Here is a 16,891-nt window from a genome sequence, read left to right as displayed (position 1 = left end):
CAAAACTTTCGATTTTATAACTATTCCTAATTCCAGGTCTTAAACCATGCGAAATGCTGCCGGTACGCTCAACGAGAGTGATTTTATCCATGCGTTAAGGTTCTGGCGCTTCAGTTAACAGGATGATAATGGTGTAAAAACAAGCGATTCACCTGTAAAAGAATGCGATGAGAGGTGAAGAAAACAGCAGATAGTACTGTTCTGTTGTTGGGAACGGCAATTTGCCAGGAGGCGTTTGAAACGGAGAGATGACGCACGAAATGGCGGATTTCAGGGATGGCAGGCAGGCGGGATGCTGGTTGTCACAGCCTGCTCGCTGTTAACATTCATTTAACATACAGTAAAATCGTTTATTTTTTGTTATTACATAAAGATGAAAGTGTGTGGTAAATGCAATATCAGGACATTTTTGCTAATTTTAAAAAGTTAGTGATTCAGATCCAGAACATAATAATCAGCAATATATGGATATTAATTTACAGGCTTTTCGGACAATACTTAAACGGTATAATAAGACGTGTTTGACACGCGAATAAGAAAAATCATTTTGCCATAACCAGCCTTATGAGATAACTGCGCTGAGGCATTGATATCACCACTACGTAAACAAGGATGCTTTCGCTCTTCCCAGGGACATTTACCGTACAAGGATCTGCGCAATTATCCTTCCGGCTTTTCGAGAGTTTTAACAAAACTCAGCATAACGCTTTTAACAATCTGAGGCATAAAAAATGAAACCGGCATCCGTTATCATTATGGACGAACACCCTATCGTCAGAATGTCGATAGAAGTCCTGCTACAGAAAAATAAAAACATCCAGGTCAAACTGAAGTCAGGCGACAGCCACGAGGTGCTTGACTGTATACGCAACCACCCCATTGACCTGGTCATTCTCGATATTGAAATGACGGGCACGGATGGGTTCGTATTACTGAAAAGAATCAGGAACTTAAATAAAGACATTAAGGTTCTTTTCCTCTCTTCGAAATCTGAAGCCTTCTACGCAGGACGCGCCATCCGCGCCGGGGCAAATGGTTTTGTCAGTAAGCGAAAAGATCTGGGGGAAATTTATAACGCGGTGGAAATGATCCTGACGGGCTATTCCTTCTTCCCCTCAGAAACATTGAGTTTTATAAACCATCTGGGCTCGCGGACGGGCGCCGCCGTGGATATGCCATTATCGAATCGTGAAGTGACGGTTCTGCGATATCTGGCGAACGGATTATCTAATAAGGAGATTGCGGATCAATTATTACTTAGCAACAAAACAATTAGCGCCCATAAGTCTAATATCTTTTCCAAGCTGGGCGTGCAAAGTATCGTTGAATTAATTGATTACGCGAAGGCGCACGAATTACTATAATCCTACCCTCTCCCTGCAACATATAACCGTTACAGGGAGAGTGGATACGATTAATTATAATTAATCATGAAAGTTGCATCGGCGTCAGCCCGTCCCGGCTGCGGGTTATCCGCCGTGGCGATATAATTGGCATAAAACGACAGTTCGGCATTTCCCTGCGCATCTACCGCCACCGTCTGGCTGGTCTGCTGCAACGCGAGGCGCGTTTTATCCCGGTCGAGGATCTCTACGGCCACGTTGCTGGCCGCGCTGGCATCATTCAGCGCCAGCAGGCTATTATCATGCCCGTCCATCTTCCCCGTAAATGTGACCGAAGCCGCCCCCGGCGGACATCCGGTCAGCTTCAGGGTGAACGGTACAGGCTGCGTCCGGCTCCCCGTTGTGCGAAGCTGTTTCGTGGGCCAGGTGCCGAGCGTGACGGTTTTATTGCTGTCGTCCCCCTCCGCCACGCAGGTAAAATCCACGATATTGCCGTAGAGCTGAATGTTAATTTCCCCAAGCGCCGTCTCTGCGTGTGCAGGGGAGCAAAGCGCAAAGAGCGCGACGGCTAAATACCGCATTCCGTTTCGCATACCTGCTCCTTAGTCGTAGTCGACGCGTAAATAGCCGCGAGAGGTAAAACGCCCCTCGGCAGGTTTTTTACCGGTTACGCTGACGGGCCACGCGCGGATCCCCACCTGCGCCTGAGCGCTGTCGTCCAGACGGAACGGGATTTTGCTGGTCAGGTTGTTGGGCGTCAGCGGCACGCCATTACTGTTGGCAATCACAAAACCCACATCCGCGTTATCGGAAACCAGCGTACTGCCTGAAACCTTCTCCGCTTCAACACGCATCGTGAGCATGGCGTTCGCCTCGACGTTGGTGCATTTGATGCCGATGGTTTTGCTTTGCGCTGAGATCCCCTCCGGCTTATTCCCGATGCCTGCTTTACTGAACAGGGAGGCGCCGATGTCTCCGAAATCGAACTCCACCACATTCCCGGCATTAATTTCACAGCTCTGAGGCACCTGAATAGTCCCGCTGTAGCTGATGGTATAAACCGGCGTGGTGAGCGGATCCGAGGAGGTCGTGGTGACGTAAACCCGGAACATGGTCGCCCGGGGGATCACCACCATATTGATAAAGCGTCGGGTCACTTTAAGCCGGAAGACGAGGCTGGAATCCTGTACGCCAAACGGTTTGTTTTTAGACACATTCGGGTGGCTCCCCATCTGAATGTAGCTTTTGGGCGGATAAAACGTGCCAGCGTAGCTGTCGGTGATTTTCATCGCCCCGTCCAGATAGTCGTTTAGCTTCAGATACTGGTAGCCATCGCTGGTGCCCGTAACAGGGAAATCGGTAACATAGCTGCGCTTGGTGGTGTTCCCGGACGTTCCCTTAGGGCAGACGGCGTTGACGCCCACCCACTGGGACTTCTCGCTGAGCGTGACAATCTGCCCCACCTGGTTATTGGAGCTGTTAAATTTATCCGTCAGGTCGTAATACACCTCCGTCGGCACGCCATTTTCATTGACGCAGACCGTGGCGAAGGCCTCAGATAGCGGAAAAAACGCCAGCAGGGATAGCCCCAGATAATGGATTTTATTCACAGCGGATCCCCTTAAGTGTGATCGCCTGTTGCAGGCTTTGTTCTGGCAGGCTGTAGGGCGCACGACACTGGGACTGTTTCCCGTCTCCCCACTGAATCAGCAGTTCTCCGCTCAGCGGCAGCCCGCTCAGGTAAATCTGACCGTCATCTCCCACCATGCTGGTTACGCCGCTCTGCGTCTCACGCACCACCGCCCCAAACGGTACAGGCTGGTTATCACGCTTCACGGTGAGCAGCGCACGCACGCCGATGCGGGTGTCAAAACTGGCGCGCACCAGCGCACCGTTCGTCGGCACGACGCTGGAAACGTTATTTTCAATGTCGGTGTTGTTGCTCATGGTGTTGGTGTCGAGCGCCACGCGGTTGTAACGGTACACCGTGGCGTACGGCATCACCGCATAGCCACGCCAGTCTGTTTTGACGCCGGTCTGGTTTTCGACGCTCACGCCTGACGCGCCCGGCGCTTTGATCAAGACGTTGGTATCGCCCAGCGGCTGACTGAATGTGATGCCGTCTGAATGCCCTACCACGCCGCCGGAGAGCTGCCAGTTGAGGTCGTGCTGATCCCGGGCGTAGTTGTAGCCCACGCCCAGCGTGCCGTACGTCGCCTGCCAGTTAGCGCTGGCGCTGCCGCTGGCACCGTTATTGCTGGTGTGACCCTGCGTGACGCTGTAGTTCAGGTTACGATCCTGGAGCAGCGTTCCGCTGATCCCGGTCTGCCAGCTGGTATCACCGTCGCTGTTACGGCTGGCAGAGGCTGTGGCATAGGCCCGGTCGATCGCGTTATCGCGACGGTAGCCGTGACGGGTGAACAGGCTGAACGGGACGGAGACGTTGAACGAGGCGATCCGGTCGGTTCCGTCAATGCCGACGGCCTTGTTCCACGACCAGGATAAGGCGTAGCTGACCCCTTTCACCCCGCCCGCGTAGCCAAGCTGATACCAGACGTTGGATTCGCTGGTGCCCCAGTAACTCTGCTGGCTGCCCGACACGTACACCGAGCCGTAATCGCCGAGAGACTGGGAGATATTGAGCTGGAAACGCCCTTTTTTATTCAGCGTCAGGTTGTGATAGCTCTGCACGTCCGGCACGCCGTCATCGTCCTGATCGTCGCCATACTGGTAGCCTTCCATTGTGCGCCAGGCCACATCGTCGAGGGTGTAGAAGCCTTTGGTCGAGTAGCGATAGCCCAGCAGCTGGAAGTTGGTGCCGAATCCGTTAAGGGATTTTGCGTACAGGAACCGCAGGGACTGCCCTTCATGGCGGCTGTCATCGGCAAGCTGGCTGCGGGCATGGGTGAGATCAAGTGAAACCGCTCCCCAGTCACCGAGGTTTTTACCCGCGCCAATGGCGATGGCGGTATAGCGCGAGGCCAGCTGCGTTCCGCCGTATAGCGTGTAGCCGTCGGCAAGACCCGCAATCATCGTACCCTGAGTAAAGAACGGCGTGTCCTGCTCGCTGTTGCCGCTGCGATAGTCCCCTGCCACCAGATCGTATTTCCAGCGTCCTTCACGCTGGAGCAGCGGAACGGTGGAATACGGGACGGTGTAGCGCTGCTGGCTGCCGTCCTTCTCTTCCACCGTCACCTCCAGGTCACCGCTTGAGGAGGTCGGGTTAAGATCAGTTATCGCAAAAGCCCCCGGCTGCACATAGCTCTGGTAAATCACGTATCCGTTCTGGCGGATCACCACTTTGGCAGGGGTGCGGGCGATTCCGCGCACGGTAGGCGCGTAACCTTGCAGGCTGTCCGGGTACATACTGTCGGACGAATAGAGGCGACCACCGCGAAAACCAACGCTGTCGAAGACATCGTTACCGGTGTTGCTGTCGCCAAGCACCAGCTCGCTTTTCAGCGGGATGATCGTACGCTGCGCCCAGGTACCAATATTTTGCCAGCTGCTGTGCCGCTGGCCGTTGCTTTCGGTATAACGCCACGCGCCGTTATTGCGTAATCGCCAGGCGCCATAGTTCAACCCGCTTTGCAGGTTCAGATAGTAGCTGTCGTCGTCGCTGCCCCGGTTGCCGGTAAAGCTGTAGTTCAGCAGCGCGGCGGGGATGCCTTCATCCCACTGTTCAGGTGGAATATACCCGCGGGCGCTGTTTTGCATCGCCACCTGAGGCAGGCTGACGTTCAGGCGCAACGAGGCGAAGTTGAACGCCGTTTCGCTGCCCGGAATAGCCGTGGTGAGCGGAACGCAGGTATCGCCCTGCACGTTGCTCAGTTCCGGGAAGGCGGCGATATTGACGCCAAAGCGATCGAGCATCGCGCGCGTAATGCACGGCGACAAACCGCCCGCGACCGGCGGCGTGTTGTCAGCTTGCTCAAACCGCACGTCCTGCGTGCCGATAAACTCATCGTTACGCCAGATATCGACGCGATAGACGCCCGGTGCCTGCTGGTGGCCTTTTTCAAAACGCGACAAATCCGCCACGTTCGCCGTGTCATCGGAGAGAAACGCCGGGTTAAAGTAGCTTTCGCCCCAGCCAGCGAGTGGCCAGAGCGTTGCCATCAGTGCCAGCGCAACCGGGCAGTAACGCCATTGAGTGTTCATCGCCCTGTCTCTGCTCACAGGCTGACGCTACGCGCCGGCGTAATGGCGCCATAGTCATTCACACTCTGCCAGGAGAGCGTGCCGCTCGCAGCGGCAGGCAGCACCTGCTGCGCCGAGCTTTTAGGGGCAACCATCAGGTTATCCAGCGTCTGACCGCCGAGCTTCAGATTGACCAGCGTGACGTAATACGGCGAGGCATTGCTCACCTTAAGATGGTTGCCGACGCGCTCAAAGCGCAGCTGTGAGAGCGCCTCTTCCGGCGGCATCGCCAGGTTAGCCGGGCGAACAAACAGCTTGATGCGTGACAGAATAGCCAGTTGCAGGACGTTGTTGCCGTCCTGATGTTTTTTGCTGACGGAGGGAATCGCTTTGACGTTCATGTAAAAGAGCGATTCGCGATCGGCAGGCAGCGCCGGGCCTGCGTAGATAATGCGCAGGGTGTTTTCGCTGGCCGGCTCGCTGACAAACAGCGGCGGCGTGACGGCAAAGGTTTTTTCCTTTTGCCCGTTGGCATTTTCTATCCACGCGTTAATTAAATAGCGCTCTTGTTTATTGCTGTTGGTGATCGCCAGCGACGTTTGTTTGGCATCGGCCGGATAAATAACGCGCGTCGCGCCCAGCGCAATTCCGCCGGACGCATTCGCGCTGGCAGAAACCATCATCAAAATAAAAGATAAAAACAGTCCAGGTTTAATCAGGGTGTTCATCACAACCGTACCTTTAATAATTAGTTCGCAGGCGTCAGGGATAAATCAACGTAAACCAGACATTCGACTGAATAGTGCCTGGTACAAGGTGTTCGGAAATTGCCCGGTAGCGGGCGCTGAAATGAAATACCAGCTCGCGGGTGTCAATGGGTAACCAGCTCACCGCCGTCGCGTTCGGGATGATCTGACGTTGCTGTTCGTCAAAAAGCGCCAGCCCGACACCACTGCTGACCGCATTTTCCCCCGGCCGCGATGTCGCCAGGAAAACCTGCGGGTCTTCTGCCGGTGTCACTCCCTGGAACTGGATCCCCACGGTGCGGGAGACGTCCACGCTACAATCCAGCAGACGTACGGTGAAAGGCACATTAACCGTGGAAAAGCTGCCGACGCCGGAAAAGGCGTTTGTGCGGTATTGCCCCATATCCACGCGCATATTCTGGCTGTCCGGGGCCACGGCGCAGCCGCCGTTAACCAGCTCTCCCCTGAGGTGTACTTTGCCGCCGTCTATGACCACGGTATGTGCGTTTACCGCTGAGGCAATCGCAAGGGCACACAGCAGTATCCCAGTCCTTGTCATCCTTCGCTCCCGGTATAGGCGATCAAAAGACCTCTTCCCTGAGGCCAGCCACATCCCTGTACTCAGGCATTACTCGTATTTCATTACGAATGTTGCGTCCGCGTTTGCCTGGCCTGGCTCGGTGGTCGCCGCCGTGGCTTTATAGCGCGCGGTGAAGTTCAGGGTGTTAGTCCCTTCAATCAGGTTCTGCGCCGCAGAGAAGGTGGCGCCGTCCGGGGTCAGCGTGGAGGATTTGCTGTCGAGGATCTCAATACCCACGCCCTTCGCGGAGTTGTCGTTATTACCGGAGCTTACCGCCAGCAGCGTTTTGTCGGTGGCGTCGATCTGGCCGGTAAACGCGACAGCAGCGGTTTTCGCTACCGCAGGATCGCAGTCGTTCAGTTCGATGGTGAACGGAATATTGGAGGTGGTGTCACCTACTTTAGTGAATTTCGCGGTACGGTACTGGCCAAGATTAACCGTCTGCTCTGAAGAGTCAGTATTCACTGAACACGCGGCATTCACTAATTCACCTTTAAAATGCACCGTACCACCGTTTACAGATACAGGCGCTACCGGATCTTCTGCGTGAGCGGCACCCGCGACCAGGGCCAGAGTTGCAATAACAGTAGAAGCAATGTTGCTGAGTTTCATGTCTATTCCTTTAAAATGTAAATAACCCTTCCCGCGCATATTCGGGAATAAGAAATACGATCAATTAAAAAATTGAAGGCTTATTTCGGAGAGGACAAAGTAGCTCAGGAATTTATTTTGTAATATGTCAAAACGCTGCCATTTTGCCAGGTCACATCCTAATCACCCCTAAGAAATTGACCATGCCGTGAGAAGGGATTTTGCGGGACATCGATGAAATCTCGTAAAGGGTGACTGACAGCGGCGCTCGCTTCTGACAAAATACAGGCAATCCCTCCTTTCTAACGTTACAGACGGAATCTTCTCTCTGATGGCAGCAAAGATTATTGACGGTAAAACGATTGCGCAGCAGGTGCGCTCTGAGGTTGCGGAAAAAGTGAAGGCGCGTAAAGCCGCCGGATTTCGCGCCCCCGGGCTGGCCGTTGTGCTGGTTGGCAGCAACCCGGCTTCGCAAATTTATGTCGGCAGCAAACGCAAAGCGTGTGAAGAGGTGGGGTTCGTCTCCCGCTCTTACGATCTGCCGGAAACCACCAGCGAAGCGGAACTGCTGGAACTGATCGACACTCTGAATGCCGATAAAGAGATCGACGGCATCCTGGTTCAGCTGCCGCTGCCTGCGGGCATTGACAACGTGAAGGTGCTGGAGCGCATCGCGCCGGACAAAGACGTTGACGGTTTCCATCCGTATAACGTAGGCCGACTGTGCCAGCGCGCGCCGCGCCTGCGTCCGTGCACCCCGCGCGGCATCGTGACGCTGCTGGAGCGTTATAACATCGATACCTACGGCCTCAACGCCGTGGTGATTGGCGCCTCCAACATCGTGGGCCGCCCGATGAGCATGGAGCTGCTGCTGGCGGGCTGTACCACCACCGTTACCCACCGCTTCACTAAAAACCTGCGTCACCACGTCGAAAACGCCGATCTGCTGATCGTTGCGGTCGGCAAGCCGGGCTTTATTCCGGGCGAGTGGATCAAAGAGGGCGCAATCGTCGTGGACGTGGGTATTAACCGTCTGGAAAACGGCAAAGTGGTCGGCGACGTGGTGTATGAAGATGCCGCAGCGCGCGCATCCTATATTACTCCGGTCCCGGGCGGCGTAGGCCCGATGACGGTAGCAACACTGATTCAGAATACCTTGCAGGCGTGCGAGGAGTATCACGACGTAGAGGACGCGTAATCATGGCAACTTTTTCTTTAGGTAAACACCCGCACGTTGAGCTGTGCGATCTGCTGAAGCTGGAAGGCTGGAGCGAAAGCGGCGCGCAGGCAAAGATCGTCATCGCCGACGGGCAGGTAAAAGTAGACGGCTCGGTGGAAACCCGCAAGCGCTGCAAAATTGTCGCGGGTCAGACCGTGAGCTTCGCAGGACAAAGCGTGACCGTGACGGCCTGAGCTGTCTGATGCCCGGTGGCGCTACGCTTACCGGGCCTACGTACTGTCTCCGTTTGTAGGCCGGGTAAGGCGAAGCCGCCACCCGGCAATTTCTTTCACAATCCCCTCACACCCATCACGGTTAATTATCGATCAACTTCAAATAATCACTATTCCCTCTGGCGAAATGTGAAAATTAAGTTGCGCGATTTTCAGACTTTCCCCACGATAAGTAGAACGTTCTACTAAAACGTTCTACTTACAATAACAGCGTGAAAAAAGCGCTACTCGGGGGAAATCAGCATGAGCCTGATATCAGGGTTTGTTAAATCGCTGTCTAAGTTATCGATGATTGGTCGCGCCTTAATGCTGCCAATTTCACTGCTTCCCGCTGCGGGCCTGCTGCTGGCCTTCGGCGATAAGTTCCATCTGCCGCTGATGATGAACGCCGGCGGGGTTATCTTTGATAACCTGCCGATGCTGTTCGCCATCGGCTCTGCCGTCGGACTGGCTTCGGAATCCGGCATTGCCGCACTCTCTGCCGCGGTCTCCGTGTTTGTCACCAACATCACCATCAGCACCGTGCTGAGCATCACGCCGGAAATGGCCTCTCAGGGCGGCAAATACGCCATGGTCGTTGGCATTCCGACGTTGCAGATGGGCGTCTTTGGCGGCCTGATCTGCGGTATTCTTGCGGCCTGGTGTTACAACCGCTTCCACACCATGCAGCTGCCGGAGTTCCTCGGCTTCTTCTCCGGCAAGCGCTTTGTGGCGATTGCGACGGCGTTTCTGTCGTTCCTGCTCGGCCTGCTGCTGCCGTACGTCTGGCAGCATATTCAATCCGGGATCGACGCCCTGTCCGTGGTGGTAAACGGCGATAACCAGGCGGCCTCGACCTTTATCTTCGGGCTGGTGGAGCGCGCGTTGATCCCGCTCGGCCTGCACCATATCTGGTATCCATCCTTCTGGTATTCCTTCGGGGATTACACTACCCAGGCGGGTCAGGTGATCCACGGTGACCAGACCATCTGGTTCAAGATGCTGGAAGAGGGAGTGAAATCCTTCAGCAGCGACACCTACCAGAACGCCGGGAAATTCATGCAGGGCGAGTTCCCGCTGATGCTGTTCGCACTGCCCGCGGCGTGTCTGGCGATGTACCACGAAGCGCACACGAAGAATAAGAAAATCGCGGCCGGTATTCTGTTCTCTGCGGCCCTCACCTGCTTCCTGACGGGCATCACCGAGCCGGTAGAGTTCACCTTTATCTTCGTGGCGCCGATCCTTTACGTCTTCAACGCCATCATGGCGGGCCTGGCGTACATGACCATGTACCTGCTGCATGCGCACATCGCCAAGTCGTTCTCGGCGGGCTTTATCGACTACCTGTCGTTCGGGATCCTGCCGTCGTTTAACGGCTATCAGACCAACTTCCTGAGCGCCATTATCATCGGCATTCCAATGGCATTGATCTACTACTTCACCTTCCGCTTCGTGATCCGTCGCTTCGACGTGAAGACGCCGGGCCGCACCGAAGTGACCGCCAGCGCGAATGACAAGTCCGATTCCGAACTTGCCACCGAAATCATCGGCCTGCTGGGCGGTGCGCAGAACATTGATTCCGTTGGCTCCTGCATCACGCGTCTGCGTCTGGAAGTGGCGAAGAGCGAAGCGGTGGACCGGGACGGGCTGAACGGGCTTGGCGCGCGCGGCGTGGTGTTCGTTGGCGATAACGGAATACAGGTGATTTTCGGGGCCAGAGCACAGTTTATCGCCCAGACCATGTCCACGATGATTGGCAAATAATAAGATGCCTGAAGGAGGCGTCTCCTGTACGCTGGGGGACGCCTCTTATCTGGCTGATAATCGGGAAATTTCAGGGAGCGGTTTTGAAGAAAGTCAGCATCATTGATGTCGCAAAGCATGCGGGCGTGTCGGTTTCTACCGTTTCGCTGGTGCTGCGCCAGAAAGGGAAGATCTCAGAGGCGACGATCGGGAAGGTCAATGCCGCCATCACAACGCTGGGCTATGTTCATAACGTCGCCGCTGCCAATCTTCGCGCCAACACCTCCAACTTAATCGGCCTGATCCTGCGCGACTTCAGCGACAGCTTTTCCATCAAGGTGATGGCGAGCATCGTTCAGGAGCTGGAGAAACAGGGTTATATGGTATTTCTCGGTCAGCCGCTGAACGACGGCGAACATCTTGAGCGTACCCTGCTCTCATTTAAGCAGCAGGGCGTGGCGGGCGTCATCTACCTGGCGTCGGACACCCGCGCCGCCTCTCTTCCGGAACACATTCGTCACTGCCCGCTGCCGCTTGTGGCGGTTTCGCAGTCGTTGCTGGAAGAGAAATGCAACCTGGTGATGCGCGATAACCGCCAGGCGGCGAACCTGGCCGCGCGTTATCTTATCGAGCGCGGGCACCGTAACATCGCCTACATTGGCGGGCGCGACGGGTGCCGTATCCGCGAGCAGCGCCTGCTTGGTTTTCGCAGCGCGATGACGCAGAGCGGCCTGGTCTGGCGTGAGGAATATTCTCCCGCCTGCACCGATGACACGCAGGCGGCGGCCATGGCGACTCGTCAGCTGCTGGAGAAGAACAACACGATTACCGCCCTGCTCTGCCATTCACCGGACGCGATGATCGGTTCAATCTCAGGTATTCACCAGGTGGGGCGCACGGTGGGTAAAGACGTGTTTTTAACCCAGCAGGTGGCGCTGATTGGTTTTGAAGATATGCTCCACGTTAATCTCACGTCGCCGTCACTGACTTACGTTTCGTCTGCCAGCGAAGAGACCGGCCGCCAGGCGGCAGGGCTGATGATCCGCAGGCTGAAAGAGCCGGATCTGCAAACGCAGCGCATTACCCTCTCCGGGCAGCTTATCGCGCGGGAATCGGCGTAAAATCAGAATTTAGCACAGGTTTGCTGCGGCGGATCTGCTGCTATATTCCCATGATTTGCCATGGATAAATGCAATGCCTACCATTATCACCCACGCTGCCGTACCTCTGTGTCTGGGCTTAGGGCTCGGAACCAAAGTCATCCCACCCCGCCTGCTGTTTGCCGGGATCGTCCTCGCCATGCTGCCCGATGCCGACGTACTGGCGTTTAAATTCGGTGTCGCCTACGGGAATATTTTCGGCCACCGCGGTTTCACTCATTCGCTACTGTTTGCCCTGGTGGTGCCGATACTCTGCGTGCTGGCAGGCCGATGTTGGTTCAGGGCCAGCCTGACGCGGTGCTGGCTGTTTTTAACCGTATCATTGCTGTCGCACAGCCTGCTGGATTCAATAACGACAGGCGGGAAAGGCGTCGGCTGGCTGTGGCCCTGGTCAGATGAGCGCTTCTTTGCGCCGTGGCAGGTGATCAAGGTCGCGCCGTTTGCGCTGTCGCGCTACGCCACGCCCTACGGGCATGAGGTCATTATCTCGGAACTGCTGTGGGTGTGGCTGCCGGGGATGGTGCTGATGGGGTTGCTGTGGTGGAGGCGGAGGTAAAAGAAAAGCCGGGTGGCGGCTACGCCTTACCCGGCCTACGGTCGTGATTTTGTAGGCCCGGTAAGCGTTAGCGCCACCGGGCGTTACGGACCTACTTACGACGCCAGGTGGTTCCCTGCGGGCCGTCTTCCAGAATAATGCCCATCTCGGTCAGACGGTTACGCGCCGCATCCGCCGCCGCCCAGTCTTTCGCCTGACGCGCTTCGAGACGTGCTTTGATCAGTGCTTCAATTTCCGCCACTTCACCGTCGTCCGCCTGCGCGCCGCTTTGCAGGAACAGGTCCGGCTCCTGCTCCAGCAGGCCGAGCACGGAAGAGAGCTTACGCAGATGAGACGCCAGCGCATTGGCCGCCGCCATATCTTCTGACTTCAGGCGGTTCACCTCACGCGCCATGTCGAACAGCACGGAGTAGGCTTCCGGGGTGTTGAAGTCGTCGTTCATGACCTCAACGAAGCGGGCCTCGAACGCCTCACCGCCTGCGGCCGGAACAGATTTATCGGTGCCGCGCAAGGCGGTATACAGACGCTCCAGCGCAGCGCGCGCCTGCTTCAGGTTCTCTTCGCTGTAGTTCAGCTGGCTGCGATAGTGGCCAGACATCAGGAAGTAGCGCACGGTTTCCGCGTCGTAATACTTCAGCACGTCGCGCACGGTGAAGAAGTTACCCAGCGATTTCGACATCTTCTCGCGGTCAACCATCACCATCCCGGAGTGCATCCAGTAGTTCACGTACTCGCCGCCGTGTGCACAGGTGGACTGCGCGATTTCGTTTTCATGGTGCGGGAACATCAGATCCGAACCGCCGCCATGGATGTCGAAATGGTTGCCCAGCTGCTTGCAGTTCATCGCGGAACATTCAATGTGCCAGCCCGGACGCCCTTCGCCCCACGGGGATGGCCAGCTCGGTTCGCCCGCTTTGGACATCTTCCACAGCACGAAGTCCATCGGATTACGCTTCACGTCCACCACGTCCACGCGCGCGCCGGCCTGGAGCTGGTCCAGATCCTGGCGGGAAAGCGCACCGTAGGTTGGGTCCGTTGGCACCGAGAACATCACGTCGCCGTTGTCCGCCACATAGGCGTGACCGCGCTCGATCAGCTTTTGAGTGATATCAATGATTTCATGGATATGGTGGGTCGCACGCGGCTCGCTGTCCGGGCGCAGAATATTTAAGGCATCAAAATCCTTGTGCATTTCGGCGATCATGCGATCCACCAGCGCGACAAAGCTTTCGCCATTTTCATTAGCACGTTTAATGATTTTGTCGTCGATGTCGGTGATGTTGCGCACGTACTTCAGGTTGTAGCCCAGGAAGCGCAGGTAGCGTGACACCACGTCGAACGCGACAAAGGTACGGCCATGGCCGATATGACAGAGATCGTAAACCGTAATACCACACACGTACATGCCGACTTCCCCGGCATGGATAGGTTTAAATTCCTCTTTTTGGCGCGTCATTGTATTAAAGATTTTTAACATCGAAGATTCCATGTAAACACGTGTGTGGATTGTTTGTTCCTTATAATACCCATAATTCGGAGTACGGTCAGCACACAATGCAAGGTGATCGTGTCCTGTGGTTATGCTATAACAAGCCCCTATATGTGACCCGAGCACGGGTCGACGCACCACAATAACGGAACAGGATGCAAAAATGGTTACTTTCCACACTAATCATGGCGATATCGTAATCAAAACCTTTGATGACAAAGCGCCTGAAACAGTTAAAAACTTCCTGGACTACTGCCGCGAAGGTTTCTACAACAACACCATTTTCCACCGTGTGATCAACGGCTTTATGATCCAGGGCGGCGGTTTCGAGCCTGGCATGCGCCAGAAAGAGACGAAAGAAGCGATCAAAAACGAAGCGAACAACGGCCTGAAAAACACCCGTGGTACGCTGGCAATGGCCCGTACTCAGGCGCCACACTCTGCGACCGCACAGTTCTTCATCAACGTAGCGGACAACGACTTCCTGAACTTCTCTGGCGAAAGTCTGCAAGGCTGGGGCTACTGCGTATTCGCAGAAGTGGTTGAAGGGATGGACGTGGTCGACAAGATCAAAGCCGTTTCTACTGGCCGCAGCGGTATGCACCAGGACGTTCCTAAAGAAGACGTTGTGATCACAAGCGTGACCGTCAGCGAGTAATTCGTGGCGACACTCTTTATTGCGGATCTGCATCTGCAAACAGAAGAACCGGCGATAACCGCCGGTTTTCTGCGTTTTTTACGCGGTGAAGCGAAAAGCGCCGATGCGCTATACATTCTGGGTGACCTGTTTGAGGCCTGGATAGGCGACGACGATCCGAACCCGCTGCACCGTGAGATGGCTGCGGCCATTAAAGTGCTGGTGGATTCCGGCGTCCCCTGCTATTTCATTCACGGCAACCGTGATTTCCTGATCGGCCAGCGCTATGCCCGCGAGAGCGGTATGACGCTGCTGCCGGAAGAGCAGGTGCTCAACCTCTATGGCCGCAATATTCTGATCATGCACGGCGACACGCTCTGCACTGACGATACCGGCTACCTGGCGTTTCGCGCCAAAGTTCACACCCCGTGGATCCAGAAAGTGTTCCTCGCCCTGCCGCTGTTTATCCGCAACCGCATCGCCGCCAGAATGCGCGCGGGCAGCAAGGCCGCCAACAGCAGCAAATCGATGACCATCATGGACGTCAATCCGCAGGCGGTGGTGAAGGTGATGGAGAAGCATCGCGTTCAGTGGCTGATCCACGGCCATACCCATCGTCCCGATGTGCATTCCCTTATCGCCAACGGCGAGCCCGCCCATCGCGTGGTTTTAGGCGCCTGGCACAGCGAAGGATCGATGGTCAAAGTTACGCCGGAAGGTGTCGAACTGATCGCCTTCCCGTTTTAACGCCTCCCCATCTTTTCGCTCATTTCCCGACCACGCAACCGTTTTCCTTGCCGGTATTACATGCTATTCTCTGTGCCCTCGAAAGCAGTGTGTTCCGCACCACAGGAGTTTTAAGACGCATGTCTTCCCGCAATAATCCGGCGCGTGTCGCCATCGTGATGGGGTCCAAAAGCGACTGGGCTACCATGCAGTTCGCCGCCGAAATCTTTGAAATCCTGAATGTTCCGCACCACGTCGAAGTGGTTTCCGCGCACCGTACGCCGGATAAACTGTTCAGCTTCGCCGAAAGCGCCGAAGAGAACGGTTACGAGGTGATCATTGCCGGTGCGGGCGGCGCAGCACATCTGCCGGGCATGATTGCCGCCAAAACGCTGGTGCCGGTACTGGGTGTTCCCGTGCAAAGCGCCGCGTTAAGCGGGGTGGATAGCCTTTACTCTATTGTCCAGATGCCGCGCGGTATTCCTGTCGGTACCCTGGCGATTGGTAAAGCAGGTGCGGCAAATGCCGCCCTGCTGGCCGCGCAGATCCTGGCGACGCATGATAAAGATTTGCACCAGCGTCTGGCGGAGTGGCGTAAAGCCCAGACCGATGAGGTGCTGGATAACCCGGATCCGCGGGGTGCAGCATGAAGCAGGTTTGCGTTCTTGGTAATGGTCAGCTTGGCCGGATGCTGCGTCAGGCCGGTGAGCCGCTGGGTATTGCCGTCTGGCCCGTCGGGCTGGATGCCGAGCCGGAAGCCGTGCCGTTCCATCAGAGCGTGATCACCGCCGAAATTGAACGCTGGCCGGAAACCGCCCTGACCCGCGAGCTGGCGCGCCATAACGCCTTTGTGAACCGCGACGTCTTCCCGATCATTGCCGACCGTCTCACGCAAAAACAGCTTTTCGACAAGCTCGGCCTCGCGACCGCGCCGTGGCAGCTTCTTTCCGATAAGCGCGAGTGGGATGACGTGTTTGCGATGCTGGGAGACCTGGCGATTGTGAAGCGTCGCGTCGGCGGCTACGACGGCCGCGGGCAGTGGCGCCTGCGCGCGAACGACACCGCCGAGCTGCCGGACGACTGCTACGGCGAGTGCATTGTTGAGCAGGGCATTAACTTTAGCGGTGAAGTGTCGCTGGTTGGCGCGCGCGGGCATGACGGGCACACCGTTTTTTACCCGCTAACGCATAACCTGCATCAGGACGGGATTCTGCGCACCAGCGTCGCCTTCCCGCAGGCCAATGCTGACCAGCAGGCGCAGGCGGAAGAGATGCTCTCTGCCATTATGCATGAGCTGGGCTATGTGGGCGTGATGGCGATGGAGTGTTTCGTCACGCCGTCGGGTCTGCTGATCAACGAACTTGCGCCGCGCGTGCACAACAGCGGCCACTGGACGCAAAACGGCGCCTCCATCAGCCAGTTCGAGCTGCACCTGCGCGCCATCACCGATCTGCCGCTGCCGCAGCCGGTGGTGACCAGCCCGTCGGTGATGATCAACCTGATCGGCACCGATCTGAACTACAACTGGCTGAAGCTGCCGCTGGTGCACCTGCACTGGTACGACAAAGAGGTGCGTCCGGGGCGTAAGGTCGGCCATCTGAACCTGAACGATACCGACACGGACCGCCTGAGCGCCACGCTGGAAGCGATTGTTCCCCTGCTGCCGCCAGAATATGCGAGCGGTATTGTCTGGGCGCAGTCAAAACTGAAGTAAGTATCCCTCGCCGGGGAGTTGACCTTCCCCTTCCC

Annotated in this window: 17 protein-coding genes; 10 read left to right on the top strand and 7 right to left on the bottom strand. The window is 56.3% G+C overall.

All coding sequences use genetic code 11. The annotated features are described in order from the left end of the window. Positions 1 to 731 precede the first annotated feature (731 nt). On the top strand, positions 732 to 1,364 hold the full coding sequence (gene fimZ, locus ACQG0T_RS05455; RefSeq protein WP_003858901.1) for a fimbria biosynthesis transcriptional regulator FimZ: 633 nt from the start codon (positions 732 to 734) through the stop codon (positions 1,362 to 1,364). 50 nt (positions 1,365 to 1,414) lie between these two features. On the opposite strand, the gene sfmF is transcribed toward fimZ, so the two are convergent. The 6 genes from sfmF to fimA all read right to left on the bottom strand — a co-directional run bounded on the left by sfmF (position 1,415) and on the right by fimA (position 7,421). Next, a complete protein-coding gene (gene sfmF / locus ACQG0T_RS05450) occupies positions 1,415 to 1,936 on the bottom strand; it encodes a fimbria assembly protein (protein ID WP_017383239.1) in 522 nt (173 codons plus the stop codon). A 9-nt stretch (positions 1,937 to 1,945) separates the two neighbouring features. Continuing rightward, entirely contained in the window at positions 1,946 to 2,953 is a 1,008-nt protein-coding gene (fimH, locus tag ACQG0T_RS05445; protein ID WP_023296054.1) for a type 1 fimbria D-mannose specific adhesin FimH, read from the bottom strand. After that, positions 2,946 to 5,504 (bottom strand): fimbrial biogenesis usher protein, encoded by a 2,559-nt coding sequence (locus tag ACQG0T_RS05440; RefSeq protein ID WP_015571221.1) that lies wholly within the window; start codon positions 5,502 to 5,504, stop codon positions 2,946 to 2,948. The genes fimH and ACQG0T_RS05440 overlap by 8 nt, the downstream gene beginning before the upstream one ends. A 14-nt stretch (positions 5,505 to 5,518) precedes the next feature. Beyond that, positions 5,519 to 6,211 carry a type 1 fimbria chaperone FimC gene (gene fimC, locus ACQG0T_RS05435; protein ID WP_017383236.1) on the bottom strand — a complete coding sequence of 231 codons (693 nt, stop codon included), beginning with the start codon at positions 6,209 to 6,211 and terminating at the stop codon, positions 5,519 to 5,521. Positions 6,212 to 6,245: 34 nt separating this feature from the next. Next, entirely contained in the window at positions 6,246 to 6,788 is a 543-nt protein-coding gene (gene fimI, locus ACQG0T_RS05430) for a type 1 fimbrial protein subunit FimI (RefSeq protein ID WP_017383235.1), read from the bottom strand. Positions 6,789 to 6,857: 69 nt separating this feature from the next. Continuing rightward, positions 6,858 to 7,421: a type 1 fimbrial major subunit FimA gene (fimA, locus tag ACQG0T_RS05425; protein ID WP_003858911.1), complete on the bottom strand. Its 564-nt coding sequence runs from the start codon at positions 7,419 to 7,421 to the stop codon at positions 6,858 to 6,860. A 310-nt stretch (positions 7,422 to 7,731) separates the two neighbouring features. On the opposite strand from fimA, the gene folD reads away from it, so the two are divergent. The 5 genes from folD to ACQG0T_RS05400 all read left to right on the top strand — a co-directional run bounded on the left by folD (position 7,732) and on the right by ACQG0T_RS05400 (position 12,290). Beyond that, positions 7,732 to 8,598 carry a bifunctional methylenetetrahydrofolate dehydrogenase/methenyltetrahydrofolate cyclohydrolase FolD gene (folD, locus tag ACQG0T_RS05420; protein ID WP_006809817.1) on the top strand — a complete coding sequence of 289 codons (867 nt, stop codon included), beginning with the start codon at positions 7,732 to 7,734 and terminating at the stop codon, positions 8,596 to 8,598. Positions 8,599 to 8,600: 2 nt separating this feature from the next. Next, entirely contained in the window at positions 8,601 to 8,813 is a 213-nt protein-coding gene (gene ybcJ / locus ACQG0T_RS05415) for a ribosome-associated protein YbcJ (protein WP_015571224.1), read from the top strand. Between the two features lie 282 nt (positions 8,814 to 9,095). Beyond that, positions 9,096 to 10,595, top strand: a complete 1,500-nt coding sequence (locus tag ACQG0T_RS05410) for a PTS transporter subunit EIIC (RefSeq protein ID WP_003858916.1) — start codon at positions 9,096 to 9,098, stop codon at positions 10,593 to 10,595. Positions 10,596 to 10,678: 83 nt separating this feature from the next. Then, entirely contained in the window at positions 10,679 to 11,695 is a 1,017-nt protein-coding gene (gene malI, locus ACQG0T_RS05405) for a Mal regulon transcriptional regulator MalI (protein WP_023303216.1), read from the top strand. 73 nt (positions 11,696 to 11,768) lie between these two features. Further along, entirely contained in the window at positions 11,769 to 12,290 is a 522-nt protein-coding gene (locus ACQG0T_RS05400; protein WP_023296050.1) for a metal-dependent hydrolase, read from the top strand. Positions 12,291 to 12,381: 91 nt separating this feature from the next. Here ACQG0T_RS05400 and cysS read toward each other — a convergent pair whose 3' ends face one another. Continuing rightward, the gene (gene cysS, locus ACQG0T_RS05395; protein WP_017383232.1) at positions 12,382 to 13,767 is read right to left on the bottom strand and encodes a cysteine--tRNA ligase; all 1,386 of its coding nucleotides are present in this window, start codon (positions 13,765 to 13,767) and stop codon (positions 12,382 to 12,384) included. 175 nt (positions 13,768 to 13,942) lie between these two features. On the opposite strand from cysS, the gene ppiB reads away from it, so the two are divergent. From ppiB to purK, 4 genes are all read left to right on the top strand, one after another. Further along, positions 13,943 to 14,437, top strand: coding sequence for a peptidylprolyl isomerase B (gene ppiB, locus ACQG0T_RS05390; RefSeq protein ID WP_000256009.1), 495 nt, complete (start codon positions 13,943 to 13,945; stop codon positions 14,435 to 14,437). A 3-nt stretch (positions 14,438 to 14,440) separates the two neighbouring features. After that, complete coding sequence (gene lpxH / locus ACQG0T_RS05385) at positions 14,441 to 15,163, top strand: UDP-2,3-diacylglucosamine diphosphatase (RefSeq protein WP_047637546.1); 723 nt, start codon at positions 14,441 to 14,443, stop codon at positions 15,161 to 15,163. A gap of 119 nt (positions 15,164 to 15,282) precedes the next feature. Further along, on the top strand, positions 15,283 to 15,792 hold the full coding sequence (gene purE, locus ACQG0T_RS05380) for a 5-(carboxyamino)imidazole ribonucleotide mutase (RefSeq protein ID WP_006809824.1): 510 nt from the start codon (positions 15,283 to 15,285) through the stop codon (positions 15,790 to 15,792). Beyond that, positions 15,789 to 16,856: a 5-(carboxyamino)imidazole ribonucleotide synthase gene (purK, locus tag ACQG0T_RS05375; protein ID WP_003858922.1), complete on the top strand. Its 1,068-nt coding sequence runs from the start codon at positions 15,789 to 15,791 to the stop codon at positions 16,854 to 16,856. The genes purE and purK overlap by 4 nt, the downstream gene beginning before the upstream one ends. The last annotated feature ends 35 nt before the right edge of the window (positions 16,857 to 16,891 follow it).

It is taken from the genome of Enterobacter cloacae complex sp. 302F9 (assembly GCF_050030335.1).
Lineage (GTDB): Bacteria > Pseudomonadota > Gammaproteobacteria > Enterobacterales > Enterobacteriaceae > Enterobacter > Enterobacter hormaechei_C.
Note: the sequence above shows the minus strand (reverse complement) of the source record. Positions and strands in the feature narration are given on the sequence as shown.